Below are 25,551 nucleotides of genomic sequence, written 5' to 3' on the forward strand. Positions count from 1 at the left end.
CATACAGTTGCAATCGCAGCAGTTAAAGTTGTTTTACCATGGTCAACGTGACCAATTGTGCCCACGTTTACGTGTGGCTTATTACGTTCAAACTTAGCCTTAGCCATTTGTTCTTCCTCGTTTATGCCGAACACGAGTTAAACAACTCAGCATCGACAATCATCTAAAAAATTAGACACCTAATACTTGAAAAGCAGACTAATAAGCCTGCTTTTTAATAACTGGTGTAGATTACTCTACTAAACTGTATCTGGAGCTCTTATCGAGATTTGAACTCGAGACCTCTCCCTTACCAAGGGAGTGCTCTACCACTGAGCTATAAGAGCAATCATCTTCGATGGAGCGGGAGACGAGGGTCGAACTCGCGACATGTAGCTTGGAAGGCTACCGCTCTACCAACTGAGCTACTCCCGCTTAATGTTGGTAATTAACCACTTCAATCGAAGTTAATGGTGGTGGGAGAAGGATTCGAACCTTCGAAACTTTCGTGGCAGAGTTACAGTCTGCTCCCTTTGACCGCTCGGGAATCCCACCTTTACACTTACTTTCAGTGTTGAACCTTTACTACTTTAACCTACAATCTTAAGATGGTGCCGGCACACGGATTCGAACTGTGGACCTACTGATTACAAGTCAGTTGCTCTACCAACTGAGCTATGCCGGCGTTTCTTAGTGTTTCGTACGTTTCGTATCGGAACGGTGTGCAGTTTAGCAAAAACTCAAAACCTTGCAAGTGTTTTTTTAAAAAAAATCGTTAAAAACCTATAAAATCAATCCATTTGATGATAATTCAACCGCTTTGATCACTGCGCGAGCTTTTATTTGGGTTTCATTCCACTCAGATTCAGGATTTGAGTCATAAACTAGACCTGCTCCAGCCTGAACATAAACCTTATTTTCACGAATTACACAGGTTCGAATCGCAATTGACATGTCCATTTCGCCATGCCAGCCTAAATAACCAACAGCACCACCAAAAATTCCACGTTTTACAGGTTCAACTTCGTCAATAATTTCCATAGCACGAATTTTTGGCGCACCAGAAAGTGTTCCAGCAGGGAAAGTTGCTTTAAAAACATCCAAAGCATCAATATCATCTAAAACTTCACCCTGCACATTGGAAACAATATGCATAACATGCGAATAACGTTCGATCACCATTTGATCAGTCACTTGTACTTTACCAATTTTAGAAACACGACCAATATCATTACGACCTAAATCGATCAGCATTAAATGTTCAGCAATTTCTTTTTCATCGGACAATAAGTCTTTTTCAAGTGCCAAATCTTCTTCTTTGGTTTTGCCTCGTGGTCGTGTACCTGCCAATGGACGCACTGTGGCAATACCATTTTCCAATCGAGAAAGAATTTCAGGTGATGAACCGACAATATGAAACGGCTTTTGATCGGTCAGGGTTTGCCCTTGCACAAGGAACAAATAGGGCGATGGGTTAAGATGACGTAAAGCACGATACACTTGTAAAGCTTCACCATCAAAATCAGATACCATACGATGCCCTGGTACAACCTGCATCACATCCCCTGCCCGAATGTATTCTTTCACCGTTTCAATCGATGCCAGATAGTTTTCTTTACCTGTTAATGATTCAAAATGTGGTGCAGTATGCTTATGCGCTTGTAAACTAATCGGTGTTGCCAATAGCGCTTCTAATTCATCGAGTTGCTGTTGAGCCTGATGATAAGCGTCCGCATTATTAACATCAGCATGTACAATCAAAAACAGCGTATCTTTTAAATTATCAAAAACAATCACTGTTTTGGACAGCATCATCCAAAGGTCTGGTAATCCCACAGGATCAGCTTCAGGCACATTTTTCAGCCGTGGTTCAATATAGCGTACTGAGTCATAGCCAAAGTACCCTACCAAACCACCTGTAAACTGCGGCAGATCGGGTGTAAGCGCATGTGGCGGAACTTTAAATTGTGCCTGAAAATCACGAATATATTGAAAAGGGTCAGCGCAGTGTTGTGTACTCAGACTGCCATCTGCCGCCTGAATCGTCAGTTGCCCTTCATTGCAGGAAAAAACAATAGACTCACCCAAACCAATAATGGAATAGCGCGCCCAATTCTCTCCACCTTCCACAGACTCAAATAGATAAGCCTGTTTGTGATCTTTTAAACGTGCAAAAACCGACAGTGGCGTATCTGTATCGGCAAGACGCTGGCGATAAACCGGGATCAGGTTATAGCCGTTATTTTTCAGTTGTTCAAATTGCATTGCAGTTGTCATAAGGAATCTCTTTATTTTCGATTAAGCTAAGTTTTTAAAAGTTGACTTAGCGACGCCATCGAAAAACACACTTACTGTTCATTCCTGTTCCTTCTTTTGCAATGATTTCAATATATTCAAATTAAGCCAATAATTCAGTCAGATCATCCACCACTTGCTGCGGTTGACAAAGCTGAATATCTTCACCGTGATTATAGCCATAGCTGACCACAATACAATCAATCTCGGCACGACGTGCGGCTTCCACATCATTGCTCGAGTCACCAATCATTAAAGTTTTTTCAATAGAAGATTGATAGTGTTCAACACAATAATTTAACTGAATTGGATCGGGCTTACGTTTTTCAAAACGATCTCCACCAATCACATCAACAAAATAATGATCCATATTTAATTCTTGTAAAATTTTTCGTGCAGGCTGTTCGGGTTTATTGGTCACACAAATCAGCTTCTTGTCATTTGCGATTCCCCAATCCAAAAACTCAAGAATGCCTTGAAATGGTCGCGTATCAACACAAGGTTCAGCATTATAAATTTCTAAAAATGTACTTAATAATTGCTGATGCAGTTCGGGATCGACCTCACCTTTTAAATATTTCAATGTGCTTTCACAGAATAATGCCGTGCCTTTACCAATCCAGACACGAACCTGCGCTTCGGTCACTTGAGGTAAATTTAAACGAGCAAGGCTTAAATTCATGGCACGATATAAATCAAATGCCGAATCGACCAATGTTCCATCCAAATCAAATAAAATCAGGTCACGCTGATCCAGTTTTGCTACATTCATGACTTCCCTCTTTATCATTAACTTTGATCATTTATCATTTAAAACACATAAAACAAAGGCATGCGAGTGGCATGCCTTGATTGTAGGTGCAAACAAGGCTTATTTAAAGAATAGCCAAGCAATAACCGCCAAAATCACCAAAGTAATAATCGTAAACAATCCAACCGAAGCATTTTTCTTTTCTTCTGTCTGCTGATCTGCAACTGATTGAGTTTCTGGAATAGCAACTGGTGCAGGCTCTGGTTGAGCATGAACATCAATCCCTTGTGGAATAGGTGCAGGTTTTGGTACACCTACACTGGTTGGCATACCATCACGAGTTAATTGCACACCTGCATCACGTGCAGACAGCTCAGGCATTCCCTGCTCACTCATTTGTTGTGCAGGTGTTTTTTCTTTCACAACATCTATTGTTTTTTCAATCTCAGATGTCGCGATTGCTTCAGCAGGTTGCACGATTACAGTCTCTTTTTGCTGAACAGCAGGAGATTCTACTGGTTCAGAAACTTTTTCTGCCTGTTGTGGCTGTGCTTCCGAGGCATAAACGTGAAACTTAATACTGGCAAATTGTACAACATCATTATCTTTCAGTAATTTTTGATCATCAACACGGATATCATTTACAAATGTACCATTCGATGATTTTAAATCTTGAACCCAAAGTGCATCATCTTTTATTAAAAAAGCTGCGTGTCGACGAGAAATCTCTGCCGATTGCAATAAAATATCAGCATCTTGATGACGACCAACAAGCATATCTCGGTCAATTGAGATTTCATTTTCGCCAAGTTCTGCGGTTATTGCCTTTAATTTCCAAGTCATGATGATCTTCTCATTCTGATTCGAAAGCATATTAACATGTCAAAATCAGTTTTTAATAATTTTAACGCTTTGTCTGTAAAAACCATTTTTCAACATATAATGAATATGCACCCAAATTTTAATTTACTGATTTTTTCTGAATCGCAGGTTCATCCACTGCCATTGGTGTTGTAATCACTTGGTTTTGACCACCTGATGGCACTTGCTGATAGTTTTGCACAGTAGGCTGAATAATTTTTGGCTGATTTTGTGGATTAGAGGTTAAAGGCAAACGCTGTTGAAAAACGTCATCAACATTGGCAGGCAGTTTGGCAAAATTACCATCTTTATCCATTGCTAATTGTAAACTATACAGTTGGTCATAACGTTGCTGACCCACTCTACGCATATCACCACTATCACTGACAATAGTTGGATGAATAAATACTAAAAGATTACGCTTAACATTCGATTTACCATCTGATCTAAATAAACGCCCTAAACCAGGAATATCTCCCAAAAATGGTACGGATTGACGTGAGTGTACAGTGTCGTCAGAAATTAACCCTCCCAAAACCACAGTTTGACCATGATCCGCCAATACTGAGGTTTTTATTGAGCGTTTACTTGTCACAAGATCTTGTGCTTGACCTTTATCAGCCACAGCAGAAACCTCTTGTTCCACCTCAAGGCGAATAGAACCACCTTCCCCAATATGCGGAATGACTTTCAGGGTTACACCCACATCTTTACGTTCAATAGAAGTATATGGGTTGGCTGTACCACCCGTTGTAGATACTGAACCTGTGACAAAAGGTACATTTTGACCCACAACAATATAAGCTTCTTCGTTATCCATCGTCAAAATAGAAGGCGTAGACAATAAGTTTGATTTGGTGCGCTCTTTTAATGCTTGAATCAAAGCACCATATAATCTACGAGAGCCATTCGCCCCTTCTTTATAATCACCTAAAACCAAAGAAGTACCAGAACTCCCCAATGCACCCGCTGCACCTGCTGCACCGCCTGTTAAATAACCTGCAGCAATCTTGGATAAACTTGAGCCAATATTATCAAAACTCATCAGACCAATGCCACTACTTAGATCACCCATTGCCCATTGCACGCCCAATTGATCTGTATCGTTCCCCTCGACCTCGATAATAGTTGCCTCAATTAAAACTTGTTGGCGACGCACATCAAGTTGCTGAATTGCAGCATCTATTTCACGCATTAATTGTGGGTCAGCTTTCACGACTAATGCATTTTGTGAGCTATCAGCAATAATACTGACCCCATTAGCATTAAAACTGGTGATATTATCTTGATTATTATTAGATGAATTACCACTTAAATTAATTGAAGAACCTGAAGCTGAGGAGTTACTCGAGCTGCTTGAAGTATTTGAGTTATTATTGATTAAACTACTCATTGAATTATTACTGTTGCTTGAACTACTGTTATTTGATGTTGAATTAACCGCCTGTCCAGTCACTAAGCCTTGTAAAATTTCTGATAAATTTTTGGCACTGGCATATTTTAATTTAAAGACTTTTAAGCCACCCAAACGATCTGCCGATGGTACATCTAACATTTCTACCATTTGACGTAAACGTTTACGTGACGTTGGATCACCTTTAAGCAAAATACGATTAGTACGCTTATCCGCAATAATTCTGACTCGTGAACCTGCAAAGTCCTTTGATGCACCCGTTGCAGCCATAGAGTCTAATAACGTAATGATTTCTTCAGCTTGGCTTGACTGTAATGTGATCGCCTCAATATCATTTTGACCTGTACCATCTAAATTACGAATAATCGTTTCAAGCTGATAAATATTCGCAGCACGGTCAGAAACAATCAGGGCATTGGTTCCCTGAATTGCTGCCATATGTGCAAATTGAGGCATGAGCGGGCGCAAAGCAGGAATTAAATCATTTGGATTGGTATTTTCTAGCCAAATTACGCGTGTTACGACCTGATCACCACGTGCATTATTACGTGGATCATAAGCAACACCTGAACTTCGTACATTACTGTCTGGAACTAAACGAATCGAATTTCCAGAGGGAATCGCCACCACGCCATTTACATTTAAAACACCTAAAAATAAGTCATATACTTCATTTTTATTGAGTGGCTTATTTGAAATCACGGTTACATTGCCACGCACACGGGGATCAACAGCAAAATTTTTACCTGTAATATCGGCAACTTCATTAATAAAAGCTGTTAAATCAGCATCACGTAAATTAATTTTCCATGTCTGTGCATAGGTTGCTGTACTAATAACCGTCATTAAAGGAGCTGCTGCAACGAGTGCCCAAACTGGTCGATGATTCAAAAAAGCCATAACTTATTATCTTTCCTAATTTTATTTGTAGCTCTCATCACTTACAAACTTTGCTGAATGGTCATCACCTGATCACCACGCTTAATTTCAATTCTTACTTTACCGTCACGTTTTGCTTGTTCTAACAGTTGTATATCACTTTGTCCTTGACCTACTGCTTGTCCATTCAGTGAAATAATGCGATCACCTGAGCGGAGTCCAAGTTTATTCCTTAACGCGGGTGGCGTTTGATCAGTCACTTCATAGCCCTGACCACCTTGAGTATTTACACCCAGATTTTTTAAATATTGGTCTTTGTCTTGACTCATTTTTTCAATTGCTTGACTCAGAGCCGTTTGACTATTGTTTGGTTGCGCTGCTTCTTGGGACATTTCTGGTGCAACTTGCGCAGGAGGAATATTCGATGAACCCGTTTGGTTTGGCTCTATGGGTTGATATAGATTTCCTAAACTTGCAAATTTTAACTCACGTATCGCACCATTTGCTTGTCGTAAAACCACTCGATCCCAATAAACTTCAGAAAGTTGATAACCGCTATTTTCAATGTTTTGCCCAACAATAAAACGATCTGCTGTTTCATTCACTTTAATGACAGCCGATGAGTTTCTACTTGGGTAACCAACAACTACACCTTGCAATTGCATTGGCATACTTTCATCTACCTGAGAATCAGCTTTATTTGCCTCATAAAACAATGCAAAACTTGAAATATTAGGTACTTGTGGTTGTTGTGATCCTAATTGTACATTTTCTGGTTGCATGGTTTGTGGTGGGGCAATCGTCCACCAAAACATTGCAGCTAATTTCCAGCATAAGGCTAAAATAAGTAATAACAAAACAACAGGTGCAAGTTTATCTAATTTTTTCCAAGAAATTTGTTCTAAGCGCTCTTGTATATTCACCGTTACGACCCTCCTTGTAATAAAGGCTGACGACTACTAATGACATACGTATCTAGTCCTGCTTTACCATCATAAGAAGGTACATTTAGCAAAAAGCGCTGAGTAAGTTGCACATCTAACATCATACTTGGGTCTAAGGTGATATTGACCATTTTTTGGCTACGCTGATCTTGAATATCAAAAATAAGCTTGCCTGATTCATCTTTTAATTGACCATTCAGAGAAGGCATATTCATGCGGTCTTGACGTTGTGCATAGGTATAAATCAGCTCACCACCTGCCCACTGTAACTGACCATCACTTTCACTAAAGCCTGCATCTTTTTTAAATTTAAAACCAACATCTTTGAGTTGAATTGCATTTGTCGGCCATTGCCAATCGACTATTGTTTTTAGTGTTTCAGGCGCAATTTGTCCTGTCATATTTTTAACAGTCAAACGCTGCCCTAAACCATAAGCCACAACACCTGCTAATTGGGTCTGTCCACTATGGATTTCGACGTTTGCCCCAGCACGTAATAAAATTAAATCAAATGGTCGAGTGCGCCATGTCACTGAACCACGTAGATTATCTTTGTGCCAATCTGCTTGTCCTTGCCAAATATTGCCACTGACATTTTGTAAAGTTTGATTATTTTTATAAAATTTTGAAATCAACCATGTCGCTGGAACTTGCAATAAAACAAAAATTAAAAAGGCAACAACGCCAACAATCCACCATGTTATCTGTTTTGATTTTTTATTCATCTAGCCATACCAACATATTCATTTATTCTTCCATGCAAGATGATGCGCAAACTACACATTATGCATAATTTTTGAATATCTCCAATTGACTCTGATAAAAAAACCAAGCAGTTTTGCTTGGTTTTTAAATTTTAGGGACTTTGAATGACACTTAGATGAAGGTTAGATCAAGAAATCTTCTAATTTAGCGCCTTTTTCAATTTCAGCAACCAACCAACGAGGTTGTTTACCACGCCCTGTCCAAGTGTCTGAAGCATTGTTTTTATTACGATAACGTGGCTCTACTGCTTTACGCGTGGTTTTTTTACGTTTATGTGAACCATATTCAATGAACTGTTCTAAAGTTAGACCAACAGCTTCAGCAATTTCCATAATTTTATTATAAGCATCTTCGATCTTTTGATCTTTTTTTGATTCAATCAATGCTTCAGCTTGCGCTGTTAAACGCTCTAACTCTTCTACTGAAAGACCACTAATATCCTGCATCATATTAACTCCGTTGTTAATTCTTAAATAATTTTTTAAAACATTTCGCCATTATAATATTTTTAATATTATTGATTAGCAATAGTAAAACCCCATGACATTCACATAAAAAAACAAAAATATATAATATTAAGGGCTTAATTTATAGCATAAAGAATTAAACAGTATAATTCTTAAAAACATTTTAAAGTATTTAAAAAATCAAATACTGTTTAAGTATAAAAAATAACTTTTCATTACATGAAAAATCATTCTATTTTAAATCATGTTGTACGCTATTCTCTAAATTAATTATTCTTTCTCTTAAAACTGTTGGTATATTCATTTTTTTCATCTCAATTTTATCAACAAATACGACAACAGCTTCTCCCTCAGCAACGACTTGATTTTGCTGTTCGCTCCATAAAATATAATGCATGCGAATTGCACTATTACGCATTTCATCTATACGCGTATAAATGGTTAATTGATCTGGATAAAAAACAGGCTTTAAATATTTACATTGGCTTGATGCCACAACAGTTAAAGCATCTTCAGTAAATACCTGAAGTGCATCAAAATAAGCAATACGCGCACTTTCTATATAACGATAATATTGAACATTATTTACATGCCCAAATGCATCCATATCTCCCCATGCAACATTTTGTTTATAAATGACTGGGTATTCAGAGAACTGATTCATTATTAAGCCTTAAATTTTAAATTTAACAAAGTTTGCATCATTTTCAAAAATAGAATTTAATTGCATAATCAACTCATCATTCCCCTTCAATGTTGATTTAATTCTCAAATAATTCATTAATGCATCATCGGGATATAAAGACAGGAGCTGTTCTGCTTGTTGTGTTTTTCCTGTTGCATTATAAATATGCCATTTTGCAAAAGTAAACACAGGTATTCCTAAGTATTTCTTTTCTAAAGTTTCTATTTGCTGTTCTATCGCATCATAATCTGGGTTTTGACGTAATAAATGCTGCTGAAATAGCAAATAAAATACATCTTGATCAAATTTTTCATTTAATAATTGCAAGGCTAAATGCTGATGCTGCTGACTCATTTCAGGATAATGCGTTAATAGTTTTAACCATAAAACTTTTATTTCATACGGCAATACATCTAAATGATTTTCTATATTTAAATAACGTTTTTGAACAAGCTCATGCTCTTCTAAACTTGCTGTATCAAGCTGGCTTAAAAGTGCAGTTAACCATTTTTGTTTTGTATCTAAAGTTAATAACTGTCCAAATTGAGTTGAATGCAAATATTGAAAAGGAAATTGAATTGCAAACTCCCCCCACAATACTTGTAATTTATTTTTATAAGCTTGACTGACTTGATTCAACCAAGGAGATAACTCATGTCCATTTAAAAACTCTAAATGTGTTAATGCTTGTTGTGCTTGATTTTGTGCTAAATAAATCTCAATACGTTGTATTTCTGCCAATTCAAAAGCCGATGTAGAACTACTTTCTAATATATTTAAAGCTTCTGCATAATGTTGCTGAGAAAATAACAGCCGTGCTTGAATAATTTGTTTTAATAAACCTGACTGATTAAAAACTTCTTGTACAAAATCTTTTTTTTCTTGTGCGCCTTCTAATAACCAAATCACACCTAATTGCTCATAAGGATGTAAACGATTAAAACTAAAAGTCGTTTCTATTTTGCGACGCTCTTGATTAAAATACCGTTTTAAAATGTACCAAGTACTATGACCTAAAAAACTCAAAGCCACAAAAAAATAAACTAAAATCCAAACATTAGTTTGAATTTGGATATTATTCCAATATGCATAAATATAACCCGCTCCTGAGCGATAACTTAATACACTCAGCAAAGCTAAAGTAATCAATGCGATTAAGCCATAAACCCATAGTATTTGCTTCATGCACTACCCCAGCACTGTTGCGGTGTTGAGTTTTGGAATTGTTAAAATTGGCATTTGTTTGATTTTAATCAACTGCTGCTTTAATTTTTCACTATTTGCATCAGGTAATTGATCCAATTGTTGAATCACCAAATTTAAAATATTTTGATATTCAGCATATTCCCCACGCCCTAAGGCTTGTTGTGCTGACAAAATACGTAACTGGGTTTCTTTTAAAATAAGCTTTCGGCTAATTAATGCTGTGCTTTGCTCATCAACACGTTTGATTTGAAACCAACGCTGCCAAAAATATTCGGTATTTTGTTTGGCTGGAGTTAAATTTGAATGTTTTATTTCACTTTGTATTGCTTGATCAACTTGCTGTAAAGCATCATTTAATTGTTCTTGTTGTGCATGTCTTGCTTGGATAAACTTTTGAATACTCTGCATATCTTGCTGAATCGCTTGATGCAAACTGGTCTTTAAGGTATCCGCTAAATCATATTTTTCAATACTCTGATTTAAATGAATCAGTTGATCTAAAGCAAAAACAAATTGTTGCTGCTGCAAGGCAAATTTAACTAATTCTAAATGTTGTTTAATCATTGCCGAAGGCTGAATATGATGAATCGTTGTTTCTTTGACAACAGCATTCTTTTGTACATTTTTCGCAGGCGTACTATGATTCATTTCAGGCGTACGCTGTAGTGCCACCACTTGATCATTTAAAACCGCATTCTTTTGTTCACTTTGATGTAAATTACTTTGAATTTCGGTGAGCTGCTGAGAAACATGATAGAAGTCATAGCTTAATTTTATTAGCCATGCCAACATGATAATGAACAGGAGAGAGATAAACTTCTTCATACATTCCTTTGTAATTCTGTCACATGCTGCAAAACAGTACTCGCTTTTAGACTTTCAAGTATGCTGATATTAAAGCACATTACATTTTTTTTCTTATATTCTTGTAAAATTTGATACAAACGTTCGCCTAAAACTAAATAATGACATTGATTAATCAATTCAAAATTTTGCTGATTGAGTAGCAACCAATTCAACCAACTCGCTTCACTACTGATACAGTTTATATAAGTCTGATTATGCTGATAAGAATGCATAAATTTTTGATATTCTGTAAATGTTTGTTGAGGTAGCTGACGTTCATATAATACAAAATTGAGTACTTCAAGCTGATCCGAGGCACATTGTTGCATCATAAATTGACGACCACCTTCACCACGCCAAAATGCAATCTTTTTTAAGTTTTTATTATTGTTAAAAATAGCTAAACTCAGCATACCTTCTGAAGTTTCCACTTCAGGCACTAAACTCTCACAGCCATATGTTTGTAATAATTGAGCCGTTGTTTGTCCCACAGCAACCCATTTTATATGTTGTAGTTGAGATAATTTTATGCCACTTTCTTGTAAATACTTCATCCCGAACTGTACTGCTGTAGGGCTAACCACTACAATCACTTGCGTATCGAATAATTGACTATACAGCGCTTGTAACGGCATAGAAAATGGACGAGCCACCAACTCTAACAAGGGCAGCTCCACCACATCTATTCCTGCTTGTCTCAAACATTGTGTTAATGTCTGAGCACGCTCTACAGGTCGAGTATTAATAAATTGCATTAATCTTGATAAAGCGCTTTAAGCAAATCGCCTGCGCCTAAATCGAGCAAAGCTTTAGCCAAAGTTACCCCTAGCTCTTCGGCTTGGGCTGTTGTCCCTTGAACTTGCTGTATCAATAACGTTTGACCATCAGGACTACCGACACGTCCTTCTAAAGAAATCGTCTGACCTTCTAGTGTGGCATAACCTGCAATTGGCACTTGGCAACCACCTTCTAAATAGGCATTAAAAGCGCGCTCAGCACGTACACACACATCCGTTTCTTGATGCATCAAAGGCATAATTAAATCTAAAATTTCTTGGTCGTTTGAGCGACACTCTAAACCTAGAGCACCTTGCCCGACAGCAGGTAAACTCACTTGAGCGTCAAGTGTATGGCGAATACGCTCATGTAAACCTAAGCGCTTTAAACCTGAACTTGCCAAAATAATCGCATCGTATTGACCCGCATCTAACTTAGATAAACGTGTACCCACATTACCCCGTAAATCAATGACATCTAGATCAGGACGCTGTTTTAGTACTTGGCATTTACGACGTAAACTCGAAGTTCCAAGTTTTGCACCTTGTGGCAAGTCTTCGAATTTTTCATATTGGTTAGATACAAAAGCATCGAATGGGTCTTCTCGCTCACAAATTACAGCAAGTTCTAAACCTTCAGGTAAGTGCATAGGTACATCTTTCATTGAATGTACTGCTAAATCAGCACGACCATCCAACAAAGCCGCCTCTAACTCTTTAACAAATAAGCCTTTACCGCCAATTTTTGCCAAAGGAGTATCTAAAATTTTGTCACCTTGAGTGACAAACGTAACCAGCTCCACCTTCACTTGTGGATGCAATTGCTCTAAGCGATCACGAATATGTTCCGCTTGCCACATTGCAAGTGGGCTTTGTCTTGTCGCTATTTTCAGGGTTTTCATCATTTCAGCTTTGCCAAACGTTTAAACACTCTAAACTTAACCTGCTGTTCTGAAAATGCAAGCAAATTATCATCAAATGTGATGTGAAACTGCTTATAAGTTTTGCATACGCTCTCTTAAACTTGGTAAGTGGCGACGACTTACAGCAAGTTTTTCATCTAATTCACGACAACGCACTTGATATTGCCCAGAAGCAACCATTTCTAAACCATCCAAATAGTCTAGAGAAATGAGTGCATTACGATGAATACGAATAAACTTATCGGAAAATTCTTGTTCTAAATCCTTCAAAGTTTCATCAATCAATACACTGCCATGCTTATGGCGCACTGTGACATATTTTTGATCGGCTAAAAAGTAATAAATATTTTCAAGCGGAATCAATTCTAAACCACGATAAGTTTTTGCAGCAATTTGCTGTCTTTGCACTTTTTCTTCCATGAGTTCTTTTTTTTCTAGGTTAGTCATTTGGGCTTGAGTTAACTTGGTTAAACTCGCTAATACTGTCTCTAAGTCTTCTTTTGCTATAGGTTTTAACAAATATCCTTTTGCTTGCGATCGGATCGCTTGTAACGCATGCTCATCATATGCTGTGCAAAAAATAACTGCTGGCATAGGCTCAAGTTGACTTAAATGTCGAGCACACTCCAAACCATCCATTTCTGGCATTTGAATATCCAATAAAACAACATCAGGCATATAAAGCTCTGCAAGCTCTAAAGCTTCCTGCCCATGTTGCGCAGTTGCAATAACATGATGCCCCAATTGCGATACTAATCGTGATAATCGCTCAACCGCGAGTGGCTCATCATCACAAATTAGGATGTCCATTCTCCCTCCTTATCACATCATCATTATTTTAATGTCTTCTGTATTACTTATAATGGTACTGTAGTAATGTAGTAAACCGCTCATCACCTGCAAAACTTCGAAATTGAACAGAAGTTCCAAAATGAGCTTTTAAACGCTGTTTGACATTTTCTAATGCAATACCATGTCCTTCTCTTAAATTTATTCTATCCTGTATAAATGGGTTAGTAATGACTATAGTGACTTGATTTTGCAATATTTCAACCAGTATACCTATTTTAGCATTGATATGTTTTTTCTCAACGCCATGAAAAATACTATTTTCTATCAGTGGCTGTAAGGTCAGTAAAGGAATTTTGACCTTATGCAAGAGTTCAGGTTGTTGAATATTCCATTCCACATTTAAACGATCTCCCAGTCGAATTTTTTCAATACTGATATATTTTTTAGATAATTCGATTTCTTCTGCCAATGTCACCAATTTAAGCTCTTGCATGCTCACACGAAAAAGCTTAGACAAATCAATCAACATTTGTTCAGCTTTGTCAGGATCTAGACTAATTAAACTTACCACACTATTTAAACTATTAAATAAAAAATGAGGATGAATACGTGCCTGCATCGCTTGTACACGTGCATTTAATTCACTATTTTGCTGCTTAAACCATTGCCCACGCATATAAATATAACGCAAGCAAAAAGCCCCTAATAATGCACCATAGCTCAAATGTAAACTGACATTTTCAAAAACAATATGTGTATTTAAATTTTTAAAAGAAAAATTAAATCCCCAATGGAAAATGACATTCAAAACACATGTCGTCACCAAGACTATGACTTCTAATAAAATAAAACCAAAAATCATGGCTTGAACGTCTGTATATTTTTTGAGTTTATTTTGAAAAATATCGACCCAAGCCGTAAAAGCTAAGAGCACCCAATTAATATACAAAATATATTGTATGACATGACCAAATTGCAAGTTTGACCATGACTGTGCTTCAGCTAAAGCTAAAAGCAATGCGAGAACATTACTCGCAATAAATAATTCAAAAAAATACTGCCAATGACTGATTTTACTAAAAAAATGTGAGCGATTTAGGGCATTTTGCATATTTAAACCAGATTCATGTTACTGCGCTGCGGAAAGTAAGCTTGAATTTGCTATACTCTTTTTAGTTCTACTGCTTTTTTTAAAATGAGCCGACATGACCACATCTTCTAATTCCTCAAATCCGTCACAAGCCCAAACATCGGGTATGTGGGGCGGTCGTTTCTCTGAAGCTACTGATGCCTTTGTTGCTGAATTTACTGCATCTGTTCAATTTGACCAACGCTTTTATAAACAAGATATTGCTGGCTCAATCGCACATGCCACTATGTTAGCAAAAGTTGGTGTACTAACAGAACAAGAACGTGATGACATTATCAATGGTTTGAACACCATTAAAGCTGAAATTGAGGCAGGTAACTTCGAATGGCGCATCGATTTAGAAGATGTGCACATGAATATTGAGTCACGCTTGACTCAACGTATTGGAATTACAGGTAAAAAACTACACACGGGTCGTAGTCGTAATGACCAAGTTGCAACCGATATTCGTCTTTATGTTCGTGACGAAATTGATGCAATTTTACAATTACTCGAAAAATTACAAAAAGGTATTTTGAGCCTTGCTGCTAAAAACACCAATACCATTATGCCTGGTTTCACCCATTTACAAACTGCACAGCCTGTGACTTTTGGTCACCATTTAATGGCATGGTTTGAAATGCTGGTTCGTGATTCAGAACGTCTGATTGACTGCCGTAAACGCACCAATCGTATGCCTTTAGGTTCTGCTGCACTTGCAGGGACAACTTACCCAATCGATCGTGCTTATACGGCTGAGCTTTTAGGTTTTGAAGCTGTTGCTGAAAACTCACTGGATGCGGTGTCTGACCGTGACTTTGGTATTGAGTTCAATGCTGCTGCATCACTCATCATGATGCATTTGTCACGTATGTCAGAAGAAATGATTTTATGGACTTCTGCACAATTTAAATTTGTGAATATTCCTGATCGTTTCTGTACAGGTTCTTCGATCATGCCACAAAAGAAAAACCCAGATGTGCCTGAGTTGATCCGTGGTAAAACGGGTCGTGTTTATGGTGATTTGATGAGCTTGTTGACACTCATGAAAGGTCAGCCATTGGCATACAACAAAGACAACCAAGAAGACAAAGAGCCTTTGTTTGATGCGATTGATACTGTGCGTGGTTCACTGATGGCATTTGCTGATATGATCCCTGCTTTGGTTCCAAATATTGAAATCATGCGTGAAGCAGCTTTACGTGGTTTCTCTACAGCAACTGACCTTGCAGATTATTTGGTGAAAAATGGCGTTGCATTCCGTGATGCACATGAAATTGTGGGTAAAGCAGTTGCTCTAGGTGTTCAAGAGTCTAAGGACTTATCTGAATTAACACTTGAGCAATTACAGCAATTCTCCGACTTGATCCAAGCTGATGTCTTTGAAAAAGCATTAACTTTAGAAGCATCTGTCAATGCACGTAATCATATTGGTGGTACTGCACCTGCACAGGTTGAAGCTGCGATTGAACGCGCTTATACACGTTTAGAAAAACTTTATGCATAATTGCAACGCTCATATTGGAGATGATTGATATGACTCGACAAGTACTTTGCCGTAAATATCAAAAAGAGTTAGAAGGTTTAGATTTTGCACCATTTCCTGGTGCAAAGGGTCAAGAATTATTTGATACTGTGTCTAAACAAGCTTGGCAAGAATGGTTAAAACATCAAACGACGCTGATCAATGAAAAGCGTTTAAATGTGTTTGAACCTGATGCAAAGAAGTTCTTAGAAGAACAACGTGAGAAGTTCTTGAACAATGATGAATCATTGGAAAAAGCGGAAGGTCTAAAGCCTGAAGAAAAATAAGGCGAAGCCTTATTTTGCTGCAAGACACGCGAAGCGTGTAGTTTTCAATACAAAGAAGGAGTCTAAAAAGACTCCTTTTTTTAATACAACTCAACTGTACACACTTTTAATATTGAAGCTGTCTGAAGAAAATTTCATTCAAAAAAAAACTTCAAATAAAAAATTAATATATATAAAACAATTAATTAAATAACATTCAAATATTTTTTTATTATTAAGTAAATGCAAGTTTTCTTTTTAAAGAAAATAAGTACTTCATTTTTAATAATATTTATAAAAAAACAAATTATAAAATATAACTGTAAAGTAAATTTAGCCAATTTAATTACATGATGAAATGCAATTTTACATGGAACACACAGGATATATCATGACTGTTTCATTATTTTTGCATAGAATAACTACATCAGCTAATGAAACTATTTTCCCCAAGACAGCAACATTAGTGTAAATATTCTCCAGAATATTTCGATTTTATTCCTAGATTTCCCCCAAAATCTAGGAATTTTTTTATGCATAAAATATATTTCATTTGATATTTACATAAAAAAAGCTCTAGAAAGTTCTAGAGCTTGTGTACAGTCGTACTCAACTTAAAAATTTATTTACCTTGTACTTTTTCTTCAATTTCTTCGATATTGGTATGACGAACATCATAACCTTTTGCCATATAAATCACTTGCTCAGAAATGTTTCGTGCATGATCACCTATACGCTCCAAAGAACGTAAGACCCACATCACATTAATGACTCGACTAATATGTCTTGGATCTTCAATCATATAGGTCATCAATGTACGTGTTGCTGACTGATATTCACGATCAATATCAGCATCTGCCAATAGCACTTTTAACGCTTGTTCTGCATCAATACGCGCAAAAGCATCGAGTGCATCATGAATCATCACACGAACTTGATTACCAATATGGCGTGTTTCCATATAACCACGTGGTGATTCACCTTCTTCACATAATGTTTGTGCAATACGTGCTATTTTTGCTGCTTCATCACCAATACGCTCAAGATCAGTATTGGCTTTACTCATCGCGATTACCATACGCAAATCAATTGCGGCAGGATGGCGACGTGCCAAAATCAATGTTAATGCTTCATCAATTTCTCGTTCATATTGATTGACTGCATTATCTTGAAATTGAACATCTATAGCTAAATTAGCATTGGTATCTAACAAAGCATGAATGGCATTTCCCACTTGTTGTTCAACTAAACCACCCATGGTCATAAATTTAGTATTTACAGCCTGTAAATCCTCATTAAATTGTGAAGAAATATGGTGTCCTAATACAGGATTATTTAGGCTCAAAGTGTTTTACTCCACAACAAGTGAAATGAGATAGACTAATTAGACATATTTAAACACATTTATTATGAAACTTTGATGACAATCAGCAAAGATCTGATCTTTATCACTCAAATGATGTTTTTCGTGACTTTTCACGTTATTTTAAGCAAAAATTTATCTATGAATTTAAAAATATTATTGGGAAATAAGCTAAAAAACCCGATTTATAAGGTTTCATTTATGAGTTATTTTTAAAAATTTAATTATTATTTTTCAGTCAAATATCCTATTTATAGCCAGACAAAAAGCAAAATCAAATTTGAATATACAGTTGTGTAACGTATTCACTTCACAAAACTACAAAATATTGCATTTTCTCCATGTGATTTAGGTAACAATAGCAGCATTAACACTCTCCCACTCCCTGTTTCTAATGATCTAAATGAATTTAAATTTATTTGATAATCTAAAATCACTGAGTATCATTGTCAGCCTTTGCGCTGTGCTTTCGGCATGCCAAAAACCTGAACCTGAAATTGTTGCTGAAACAAAAGAAACTCCTGCATCTCAAGTCGCTCAACCTGATTTAGCCCTTATTTGTGAAAATCTCAAAAAAGAAATGACAGAGATGAATGCTCAACGCACCACACTTGCCATTGAACAAGTGAATCAAGATATACGTGTGTGCCTTCCTTTAATGGAGTGGGCTGAACAAAAGCAACTGATTGATTTATCTAATCAAATGTATAAACAATTTTTAGCAATTGACAGAACACCATTGCAACAAATGGCTTTTGAAAATTATGCTTTAGATAAATCAGAATATCCGACCATTCAGCAAAATCATTTTGAACAGCTTAATCTTCGTGATCAGTATTTGATTCGCCATCAAGGTCAAGCTTATATTGAATTGGTTGACGAAGGTCCAGCACATATTTTTTATCGTCGCCATCCACAATATTTAGCTAAGGTTTTCGCACCTTATTTACCTGAAGCTGAACGTGTTTTCATTGAAGAACTGGCACAGCAAAATAGTCAACCTTTACTACAAAATCAAAAACTCAATATCAATCCAAATGAGATTGTAGAACGTGCAATTTTCTGGGAAAGTTATATCAAAAATTATCCAAATAGCACCTATTTAGCAGATGCACAATATCTACAAAAGACATATAGTGCCTTATTATTTAAAGGTTTAGATAACTCACCAATCACGACACAATATAGCGATCAAAATGACATTCAAACCCCTGTTTGGTTAGAAATAGAAACGCTTGCACAGCAAAAAAATAGTCAACTCGCTGCACAAGCTGACAAATTTATCCAATTTGTTCATATGTCACCTGCAGAACGTTTAGTGAAAATCCCTCTAAAATCAACACAACTTAAGAAAATTGAAAATAATCCACAATTATTAGCCACCACTCAACTGAATCAATATTTAAATTTAACGACAATTGATCTAAAATCAACAAATCGTGATTGTTTTAGTGATTCTATTTGTCTTACTCATCAAAGTTAATCTTCTAGATACAGCATTTTTTGAATAAAGTTCTATACTTATCTGAGTAAATGTTGTTTTTTATCAAATTTAAAATCCTTTTTTTATTTATTAATGATTTATTGTTCAAATATTCATTTAAAAAATCTTAAGATATTTCTATGAAAAAAATGCTTTTTTTATTTTTGAGTTGTTTTACCTTAGCGGCTTGCAATCAAAATACAAGCTCATCTCAACAAAATACACAAACGCAAACTAAAGCTAAACCGATTATTGAAACAACAGCGGATTGCCTCACGGATACTCAAGAAATTTTGTCTAAAATTGATCAAAAAAGTTCAATCCAACAACTTTCTTCTGCTAATTTCGTCTTAAAAAAGTGCATAAAAACACTCAATCATGCGCAACTTTATACATTATTAGCAACGACGGACAAGATGTATGCACGCTTTTTAACGACAACTTCAGGTGATGATTCTTTAACAGGGCTAAATGCCTATGGTTATGCAAAATTTTATCCCGAAAATGCACAAGACCTAGGTTATAACAACGCTGAAAGTATTAAGAAAACATTGCCTAAACGTGATCAATATCTAATGGATCAAATTGGCAAAGAATATATTCAATTTTTAGATATTGGTGAGGGTTATTTTGACCTTAAACGCCACCCACTTTATGTTGCTGATCTTTTTGCACCTTATCTACCTGAAGCAGAAGCAGTTTTTATTCGTCGCATGGCACAAGACAATAGCGATATTTTGTATTCCGATGCCGCTATTAGTATTCCTTGGCAAACCTTAGTAGAACGTGCTTTATTTTGGGAAAAATATCTTGAAAAGTACCCAAATAGTCGCTTCAATCAAGATGCAAAAAATTTGTTTCATGAATATGAATATCTCAGCTTCATGGGTTCAGATAATAGTGATACTTTTGGTTTTTCAAATGGTCACTACGTGGTTGAAAGTGAAGAAGTGCTACCTGCTTTAAAATGGTTAGCCAAACAACCTCATTCAAAAATTGCGGAAAAAGCACATATTTTCCTCGATTATACTGCAAAAAATTATGCCACGATTGGTGACCAAGATTATGACAAACAACATGAATCGCTGATCAAATTACTCAAGTTGACACCATCAAATTATGAAGTCGATTGTCATACTGATGCTCTTTGTAAAAAAAAATCCCTGATGTAAGCAGAGCAAAATGCTCCTACCACATCATTTTTTAAACGCAAATGGAAGATAAAAAATGAAAAGTAAACTGCGTTTAATTGGTTTATTGACCATAAGTTGCTTACTCATCGCTTGTCAAAAAAGTGATACCAATCCACAAAATACTCAAAGCAAAAATGCTGAAACACTCAAAGCAGTGGAAAATGATGCACAGAAAAAATTAAAAGCAAAATGCCAAAGTGTTGATTTAAAAATCAAAGCCTTAGCAAACAAATCTTCACCCAAAAAACTTTCAGATCTCAATCATTTACTACAACTATGTATTGCTGAAGTACCTTTGGAAAAACGTTATCAATGGATCAAAGACAGTGAACAGGTTTATCAAAATTTACTAGAAAAATCTTCTATTGAATTCTATCAATACATGACCAATTCAACAGGTGATCATGAAGAATTAACAGCCCAAGCCAAAAAAGCGTTATATGCGGAACTAAAACCTGAGGAGCAGTACTTAGTTGATCATGCCAAAGCTTTATATTTAGAAAAATATTATCTAGGTGAAGGCGAATATACGGTTGTACAACACCCACAATACTATATCGATCTTTTTGTGCCGCATCTTGAAAAAGCAGATCAAGTCTATTTTAAACAGCTCCGTAAAGAATACACAGGCTCTGATTATATTTTAGATGCAGGATTGGCGATTAGTTTTGATGAGGTTAAAAATCGGTTAATATTTTGGGAAAGTTATCTCAAAAACTATCCAAAAGCACATTATCAAAGTCAAGTTTCTGAACTCATTAAAAACTATAAAAATGATTTATTTCATGGGCATGAAAATACCCGTACACTTTGGTTTGATCATGACAAAATTGCAGATCAAGATGCCTTAAAAGCGATTCGTAAACTTGCAGCAAGTGACTCTGCCAGTCATAAAACAGCACAAGCTTTTTTAAATTTAATTACATCAAGTGAAGCACAGTGGCAACAACTGCCTAAATCTTCAGAAGATGAGGCTGAGTATGATTCTGTTGAACAAAAAGATATTCGTGAGCAACGACAAGTTTTACAAAAACAGGTGGAAACCGAAGTTGATGCGATTTTAAACAAAAGTTAAAGCACTTCTTTTATCTTTTTAATTTATCTTTTAAGGTCACAACTTTTAAAATAAAGATAAAAATTATACAACATATCAGCTATTTTCTGATGATCATGTTAGTATCGTGGCATCGCTTGACGGAGCGCGAGTAACCCCTCGCTGAGATCATCTAATGAAGATGAGTACCGTTGAACCTGATCAGGTTAAAACCTGCGTAGGAATCAAGCCCATCTGAAAACTGCAGCCTAAAGTTGCGCTATTTTTGTAGAAATACCTGAATTTACACACATAAATGTAAATTACAGCCAAAAAATAGAGGTGACTGCCACTGTTTTTGGTCGTGCTTGATTCGTTGATGTCATTCATAAGGATCATTGCAATGAACCAATTAACGAATCTATCCCCTGTCGATCAACTTGCACAACATGAGCAAGAAGCCAAAGATCTGACTCGTATTTTACCTGCATCTAAAAAAGTCTATATCCAAGGTTCACGCCCTGACATTCAAGTTCCAATGCGTGAAATTGAACTGACCGATACCCCAACAGGTTTAGGTGGTGAGAAAAATCCACCAATCATGGTCTATGACACTTCAGGCGTATATACCGACCCAAATGTACAGATTGACCTGAATAAAGGTTTACCCAATGTCCGTGAAACATGGATTGAGGAACGTGCAGATACAGAACGCCTCGATACCTTAACTTCTGCTTTTGGTCAGGAACGCCTTAAAGATATCCGCACAGCCAATATCCGTTTTGCCCACATTCAAAAGCCACGTCGTGCTAAAACAGGTCAGAACGTCTCGCAAATGCACTATGCCAAACAAGGCATTATTACCCCTGAAATGGAATACATCGCGATTCGTGAAAATCAGCGTCAACGTGAAGGCGTAGATATGCGTCAGCATGCAGGACAAAATTTTGGCGCACGTAACCTAATGGAAATCACGCCTGAGTTTGTGCGTAAAGAAGTTGCCGAAGGTCGTGCCATCATTCCTGCCAACATTAACCATCCTGAATGTGAACCGATGATTATTGGTCGTAATTTCTTGGTGAAAATTAATGCCAACATTGGCAACTCTGCACTCGGTTCATCGATTGATGAAGAAGTGTCGAAAATGACATGGGCAACCCGTTGGGGCGCAGACACCATCATGGATTTGTCGACAGGTAAAAATATTCATGAAACCCGTGAATGGATTATCCGTAACTCACCCGTACCGATTGGAACAGTACCGATTTATCAAGCTTTGGAAAAAGTCGATGGTGTAGCAGAAGACCTGACTTGGGAAATTTTCAAAGACACGCTGATTGAACAAGCTGAGCAAGGTGTGGACTACTTTACTATTCATGCAGGTGTGTTATTGCGTTATGTACCGATGACAGCAAATCGCTTAACAGGCATCGTGTCTCGTGGCGGTTCAATCATGGCACAGTGGTGTTTGGCACATCATGAGGAAAACTTCCTTTATACGCATTTTGATGAAATTTGTGAAATCATGAAAGCTTATGACGTATCGTTCAGTCTGGGCGATGGTTTACGCCCGGGTTGTATTCAGGATGCCAATGATGAAGCTCAATTTTCAGAGCTGCGTACTTTAGGTGAGCTGACGCATCGTGCTTGGAAACATGACGTACAGGTGATGATCGAAGGTCCGGGACATGTGCCTATGCACATGGTGAAGGAAAATATGGACTTGCAACTTGAAGTCTGTCAGGAAGCACCTTTCTATACACTCGGTCCACTCACGACGGATATTGCACCGGGTTATGATCACATCACTTCGGCAATTGGTGCAGCCATGATTGGTTGGTATGGCACAGCAATGCTCTGCTATGTGACACCTAAAGAGCATTTAGGTTTACCAAATAAGAAAGATGTGAAAGATGGCATCATCACTTATAAAATTGCAGCACATGCTGCCGACCTTGCCAAAGGTCATCCGGGTGCGCAGGTGCGTGACAATGCTTTATCTAAGGCACGTTTCGAGTTCCGTTGGGAAGATCAGTTTAATTTGAGCTTAGACCCAGACACTGCACGTTCAATGCATGATGAAACTATGCCGAAAGAAGCACATAAATCTGCTCACTTTTGTTCAATGTGTGGTCCAAAATTCTGCTCGATGAAAATCACCCAAAATGTGCGATATTATGCACAAAATCAACAAAATGATAAGTCAAACAACAATGAAGTTGAGGCTGGTCTGAATGCAATGAAAACCGCTTATCAGGAACATGGGCAAAAGTTGTACCATAAAGTTTAAACAGGCAAAAAATGATTTGTCTTTGAACAATTCTCCGTTAGGATGGAATGAACATGTTTCATCCTAACCCTCCGCATTCATGAATATAACTAAACACGCAACCTATTCGCATCAAGATGTTGAAATACAATCTCGTGAAACACTCTACTCTGGTTTTTTGCGTGTAGAAAAAGTCAGCTTGCGTCATCGTTTGTTTAATCAAACTGAATATACACCAACAATTCAACGAGAATTGATTCAACGTAAAGAGGCTGCTGGTGTTCTCATTTATAACGACCAACAAAAAAAATTCGCTTTAATTGAACAATTTCGTATTGGTGCAATGGATGACCCTGTTTCACCTTGGCAACTTGAAATTATTGCAGGTGTACTTGATGGTGATGAATCCCCTGAAACATGTATAAAAAGAGAAAGCCTTGAAGAGTCAGGCTGTGAATTAAACGATCTACAACATATCTTTAGTTTTTATCCTTCAGCGGGCGCATGTGATGAAATTTTTCATCTTTATACAGCTCAAGCAATACTGCCTGAAACAGGTGGTGTTTTTGGTATGCCTGATGAAGGAGAAAATATCCAATTGCATATTTTTGATTATGCGGCATTGGACGAATTATTACAGAGTGGACGCCTATGTAATGCAGCAATTATCATCGCTTTACAATGGCTTAAACAACATCTCTTAGCGCTCAAAATTGGATAAGGAGGTAGACATGTCAATACATCACGTTATCTCAAAGCCCAAAGATCATATTTTGATTCAAATCTCAGATACACATTTGATGACTGACCCAAATGATGGTTTTATTGGGATTAATCCTGAGCAAAACTTTCATCAAGTCATTGCACAAATTCAACAACAGCATTCACAGATTGATACAATCATACATACAGGCGATGTTGCACAAGAGGCAAATCCAACAACTTATCAACGCTATCAAGCTTATATGCAGCGTTTGAATATTCCATTTTTTCAAATTCCAGGCAATCATGATAATTTAGAATATTTTCCATTTGCAGCTTCTGCACTTGTACCTGCGGTCATTGACCTTGATCCTTGGCGCTTAATTTTGCTCAATAGTGCTGTTCCAAATCAGGTAGATGGTTGGATTCAAACAGAACAGTTGCAGCTTTTAGAAGAATTGTTATATTCAATACAAGATAAGTTTGTACTTTTAGCATGCCACCATCATCCTTTTGCGATGAAATCAAAATGGATTGATCAGCATAAACTTAAAAATACAGACCAATTAACGGATGTATTAGCCAAATTTAAGAATATTAAAATCGTTTTATTTGGTCATGTACATCAAGAATCAAATACACTTTGGCAAGAAACTGAATTTTTATCTACACCCGCAACTTGTGCTCAGTTTAAACCTTTAAGTGAAGATTTTGCTTTAGATGAGGCTGCACCTGGTTACCGTTATTTACATTTAAAATCAGATGGGCAATTTGAAACATCGATTTACCGTTTAGAAGGATATATACCGACAATAAATAAAGAAATTTCAGGTTATTAGCTTTTCATTTTGTTTTTTTTGCATTAAGTTATTGCCCTTAGAAAAAGTTTGAAAGCAAAATTGAAAAATTCACTGCTTTCATCTTTGGGAAAAAGTCTATATGATGACGACCCCCGATAGCAGCATTCTATCGGTAGCGATAAAAATACTTGCATATCACCATATT

Annotated in this window: 24 protein-coding genes, 4 tRNA genes and 1 riboswitch; of the genes, 8 read left to right on the forward strand and 20 right to left on the reverse strand. The window is 36.8% G+C overall.

The annotated features are described in order from the left end of the window. From HX005_RS17280 to HX005_RS17370, 19 genes are all read right to left on the reverse strand, one after another. The coding region (locus HX005_RS17280) for a GTP-binding protein (protein ID WP_087553676.1) at nt 1–107 on the reverse strand (107 nt) is incomplete at its 3' end. 144 nt (nt 108–251) lie between these two features. Continuing rightward, a tRNA-Thr gene (locus tag HX005_RS17285) sits at nt 252–326 on the reverse strand. 12 nt (nt 327–338) lie between these two features. Further along, nucleotides 339–414: transfer RNA gene (locus HX005_RS17290), tRNA-Gly, on the reverse strand. A 36-nt stretch (nt 415–450) separates the two neighbouring features. Beyond that, nucleotides 451–534, reverse strand: a tRNA-Tyr gene (locus HX005_RS17295). 54 nt (nt 535–588) lie between these two features. Next, nucleotides 589–664 (reverse strand) — tRNA-Thr (locus HX005_RS17300). A gap of 98 nt (nt 665–762) precedes the next feature. After that, a complete protein-coding gene (gene trpE / locus HX005_RS17305) occupies nt 763–2,256 on the reverse strand; it encodes an anthranilate synthase component I (protein WP_286378307.1) in 1,494 nt (497 codons plus the stop codon). Nucleotides 2,257–2,377: 121 nt separating this feature from the next. Continuing rightward, nucleotides 2,378–3,046, reverse strand: a complete 669-nt coding sequence (locus tag HX005_RS17310) for an HAD-IA family hydrolase (RefSeq protein ID WP_286378308.1) — start codon at nt 3,044–3,046, stop codon at nt 2,378–2,380. Nucleotides 3,047–3,145: 99 nt separating this feature from the next. Continuing rightward, nucleotides 3,146–3,868 (reverse strand): FHA domain-containing protein, encoded by a 723-nt coding sequence (locus HX005_RS17315; protein ID WP_286378309.1) that lies wholly within the window; start codon nt 3,866–3,868, stop codon nt 3,146–3,148. 118 nt (nt 3,869–3,986) lie between these two features. Next, on the reverse strand, nt 3,987–6,200 hold the full coding sequence (gene gspD / locus HX005_RS17320; RefSeq protein ID WP_286378310.1) for a type II secretion system secretin GspD: 2,214 nt from the start codon (nt 6,198–6,200) through the stop codon (nt 3,987–3,989). Between the two features lie 41 nt (nt 6,201–6,241). Next, entirely contained in the window at nt 6,242–7,102 is an 861-nt protein-coding gene (locus tag HX005_RS17325) for a type II secretion system protein N (RefSeq protein ID WP_286378311.1), read from the reverse strand. A 2-nt stretch (nt 7,103–7,104) separates the two neighbouring features. Then, nucleotides 7,105–7,848: a type II secretion system protein N gene (gene gspN / locus HX005_RS17330; protein ID WP_107008503.1), complete on the reverse strand. Its 744-nt coding sequence runs from the start codon at nt 7,846–7,848 to the stop codon at nt 7,105–7,107. A 162-nt stretch (nt 7,849–8,010) separates the two neighbouring features. After that, a complete protein-coding gene (locus tag HX005_RS17335) occupies nt 8,011–8,337 on the reverse strand; it encodes an H-NS histone family protein (protein ID WP_107008504.1) in 327 nt (108 codons plus the stop codon). Between the two features lie 250 nt (nt 8,338–8,587). Then, nucleotides 8,588–9,019: an acyl-CoA thioesterase gene (locus tag HX005_RS17340; protein ID WP_107008505.1), complete on the reverse strand. Its 432-nt coding sequence runs from the start codon at nt 9,017–9,019 to the stop codon at nt 8,588–8,590. A gap of 9 nt (nt 9,020–9,028) precedes the next feature. Beyond that, complete coding sequence (locus tag HX005_RS17345; RefSeq protein WP_286378312.1) at nt 9,029–10,225, reverse strand: SPFH domain-containing protein; 1,197 nt, start codon at nt 10,223–10,225, stop codon at nt 9,029–9,031. Between the two features lie 3 nt (nt 10,226–10,228). Beyond that, entirely contained in the window at nt 10,229–11,071 is an 843-nt protein-coding gene (locus HX005_RS17350; RefSeq protein ID WP_286378313.1) for a hypothetical protein, read from the reverse strand. Then, complete coding sequence (locus HX005_RS17355; protein WP_286378314.1) at nt 11,068–11,847, reverse strand: uroporphyrinogen-III synthase; 780 nt, start codon at nt 11,845–11,847, stop codon at nt 11,068–11,070. Before HX005_RS17355 ends, HX005_RS17350 begins: the two co-directional genes overlap by 4 nt. Then, complete coding sequence (gene hemC, locus HX005_RS17360) at nt 11,847–12,770, reverse strand: hydroxymethylbilane synthase (RefSeq protein WP_107008556.1); 924 nt, start codon at nt 12,768–12,770, stop codon at nt 11,847–11,849. Before hemC ends, HX005_RS17355 begins: the two co-directional genes overlap by 1 nt. Before the next feature lie 93 nt (nt 12,771–12,863). Continuing rightward, on the reverse strand, nt 12,864–13,601 hold the full coding sequence (locus tag HX005_RS17365) for a LytR/AlgR family response regulator transcription factor (protein ID WP_107008509.1): 738 nt from the start codon (nt 13,599–13,601) through the stop codon (nt 12,864–12,866). A gap of 43 nt (nt 13,602–13,644) precedes the next feature. Beyond that, nucleotides 13,645–14,694, reverse strand: coding sequence for a sensor histidine kinase (locus tag HX005_RS17370; protein ID WP_286378315.1), 1,050 nt, complete (start codon nt 14,692–14,694; stop codon nt 13,645–13,647). A gap of 94 nt (nt 14,695–14,788) precedes the next feature. Between HX005_RS17370 and argH the strand changes: the two genes are divergently transcribed. Both argH and HX005_RS17380 read left to right on the forward strand, forming a co-directional pair. After that, nucleotides 14,789–16,219 (forward strand): argininosuccinate lyase, encoded by a 1,431-nt coding sequence (gene argH, locus HX005_RS17375; protein ID WP_286378316.1) that lies wholly within the window; start codon nt 14,789–14,791, stop codon nt 16,217–16,219. A gap of 29 nt (nt 16,220–16,248) precedes the next feature. Further along, the gene (locus HX005_RS17380) at nt 16,249–16,524 is read left to right on the forward strand and encodes an oxidative damage protection protein (RefSeq protein ID WP_107008559.1); all 276 of its coding nucleotides are present in this window, start codon (nt 16,249–16,251) and stop codon (nt 16,522–16,524) included. 601 nt (nt 16,525–17,125) lie between these two features. Here HX005_RS17380 and phoU read toward each other — a convergent pair. Next, nucleotides 17,126–17,848 (reverse strand): phosphate signaling complex protein PhoU, encoded by a 723-nt coding sequence (gene phoU / locus HX005_RS17385; protein ID WP_107008510.1) that lies wholly within the window; start codon nt 17,846–17,848, stop codon nt 17,126–17,128. Nucleotides 17,849–18,269: 421 nt separating this feature from the next. Between phoU and HX005_RS17390 the strand changes: the two genes are divergently transcribed. The 6 genes from HX005_RS17390 (at nt 18,270) to cpdA (ending at nt 25,385) form a co-directional block, all read left to right on the forward strand. Beyond that, a complete protein-coding gene (locus tag HX005_RS17390; protein WP_286378317.1) occupies nt 18,270–19,349 on the forward strand; it encodes a hypothetical protein in 1,080 nt (359 codons plus the stop codon). A 140-nt stretch (nt 19,350–19,489) separates the two neighbouring features. After that, on the forward strand, nt 19,490–20,521 hold the full coding sequence (locus tag HX005_RS17395) for a hypothetical protein (RefSeq protein ID WP_286378318.1): 1,032 nt from the start codon (nt 19,490–19,492) through the stop codon (nt 20,519–20,521). Between the two features lie 55 nt (nt 20,522–20,576). Next, nucleotides 20,577–21,617 (forward strand): hypothetical protein, encoded by a 1,041-nt coding sequence (locus HX005_RS17400; RefSeq protein WP_286378319.1) that lies wholly within the window; start codon nt 20,577–20,579, stop codon nt 21,615–21,617. 110 nt (nt 21,618–21,727) lie between these two features. Further along, a riboswitch (TPP riboswitch) is annotated at nt 21,728–21,837 on the forward strand. 141 nt (nt 21,838–21,978) lie between these two features. Next, entirely contained in the window at nt 21,979–23,865 is a 1,887-nt protein-coding gene (gene thiC, locus HX005_RS17405; RefSeq protein WP_286378320.1) for a phosphomethylpyrimidine synthase ThiC, read from the forward strand. Between the two features lie 79 nt (nt 23,866–23,944). After that, nucleotides 23,945–24,565 (forward strand): NUDIX domain-containing protein, encoded by a 621-nt coding sequence (locus HX005_RS17410; RefSeq protein WP_107008514.1) that lies wholly within the window; start codon nt 23,945–23,947, stop codon nt 24,563–24,565. 10 nt (nt 24,566–24,575) lie between these two features. Beyond that, on the forward strand, nt 24,576–25,385 hold the full coding sequence (gene cpdA / locus HX005_RS17415) for a 3',5'-cyclic-AMP phosphodiesterase (protein ID WP_286378321.1): 810 nt from the start codon (nt 24,576–24,578) through the stop codon (nt 25,383–25,385). Nucleotides 25,386–25,551: the final 166 nt, after the last annotated feature.

This window comes from Acinetobacter sp. R933-2 (assembly GCF_030325485.1).
Lineage (GTDB): Bacteria > Pseudomonadota > Gammaproteobacteria > Pseudomonadales > Moraxellaceae > Acinetobacter > Acinetobacter sichuanensis.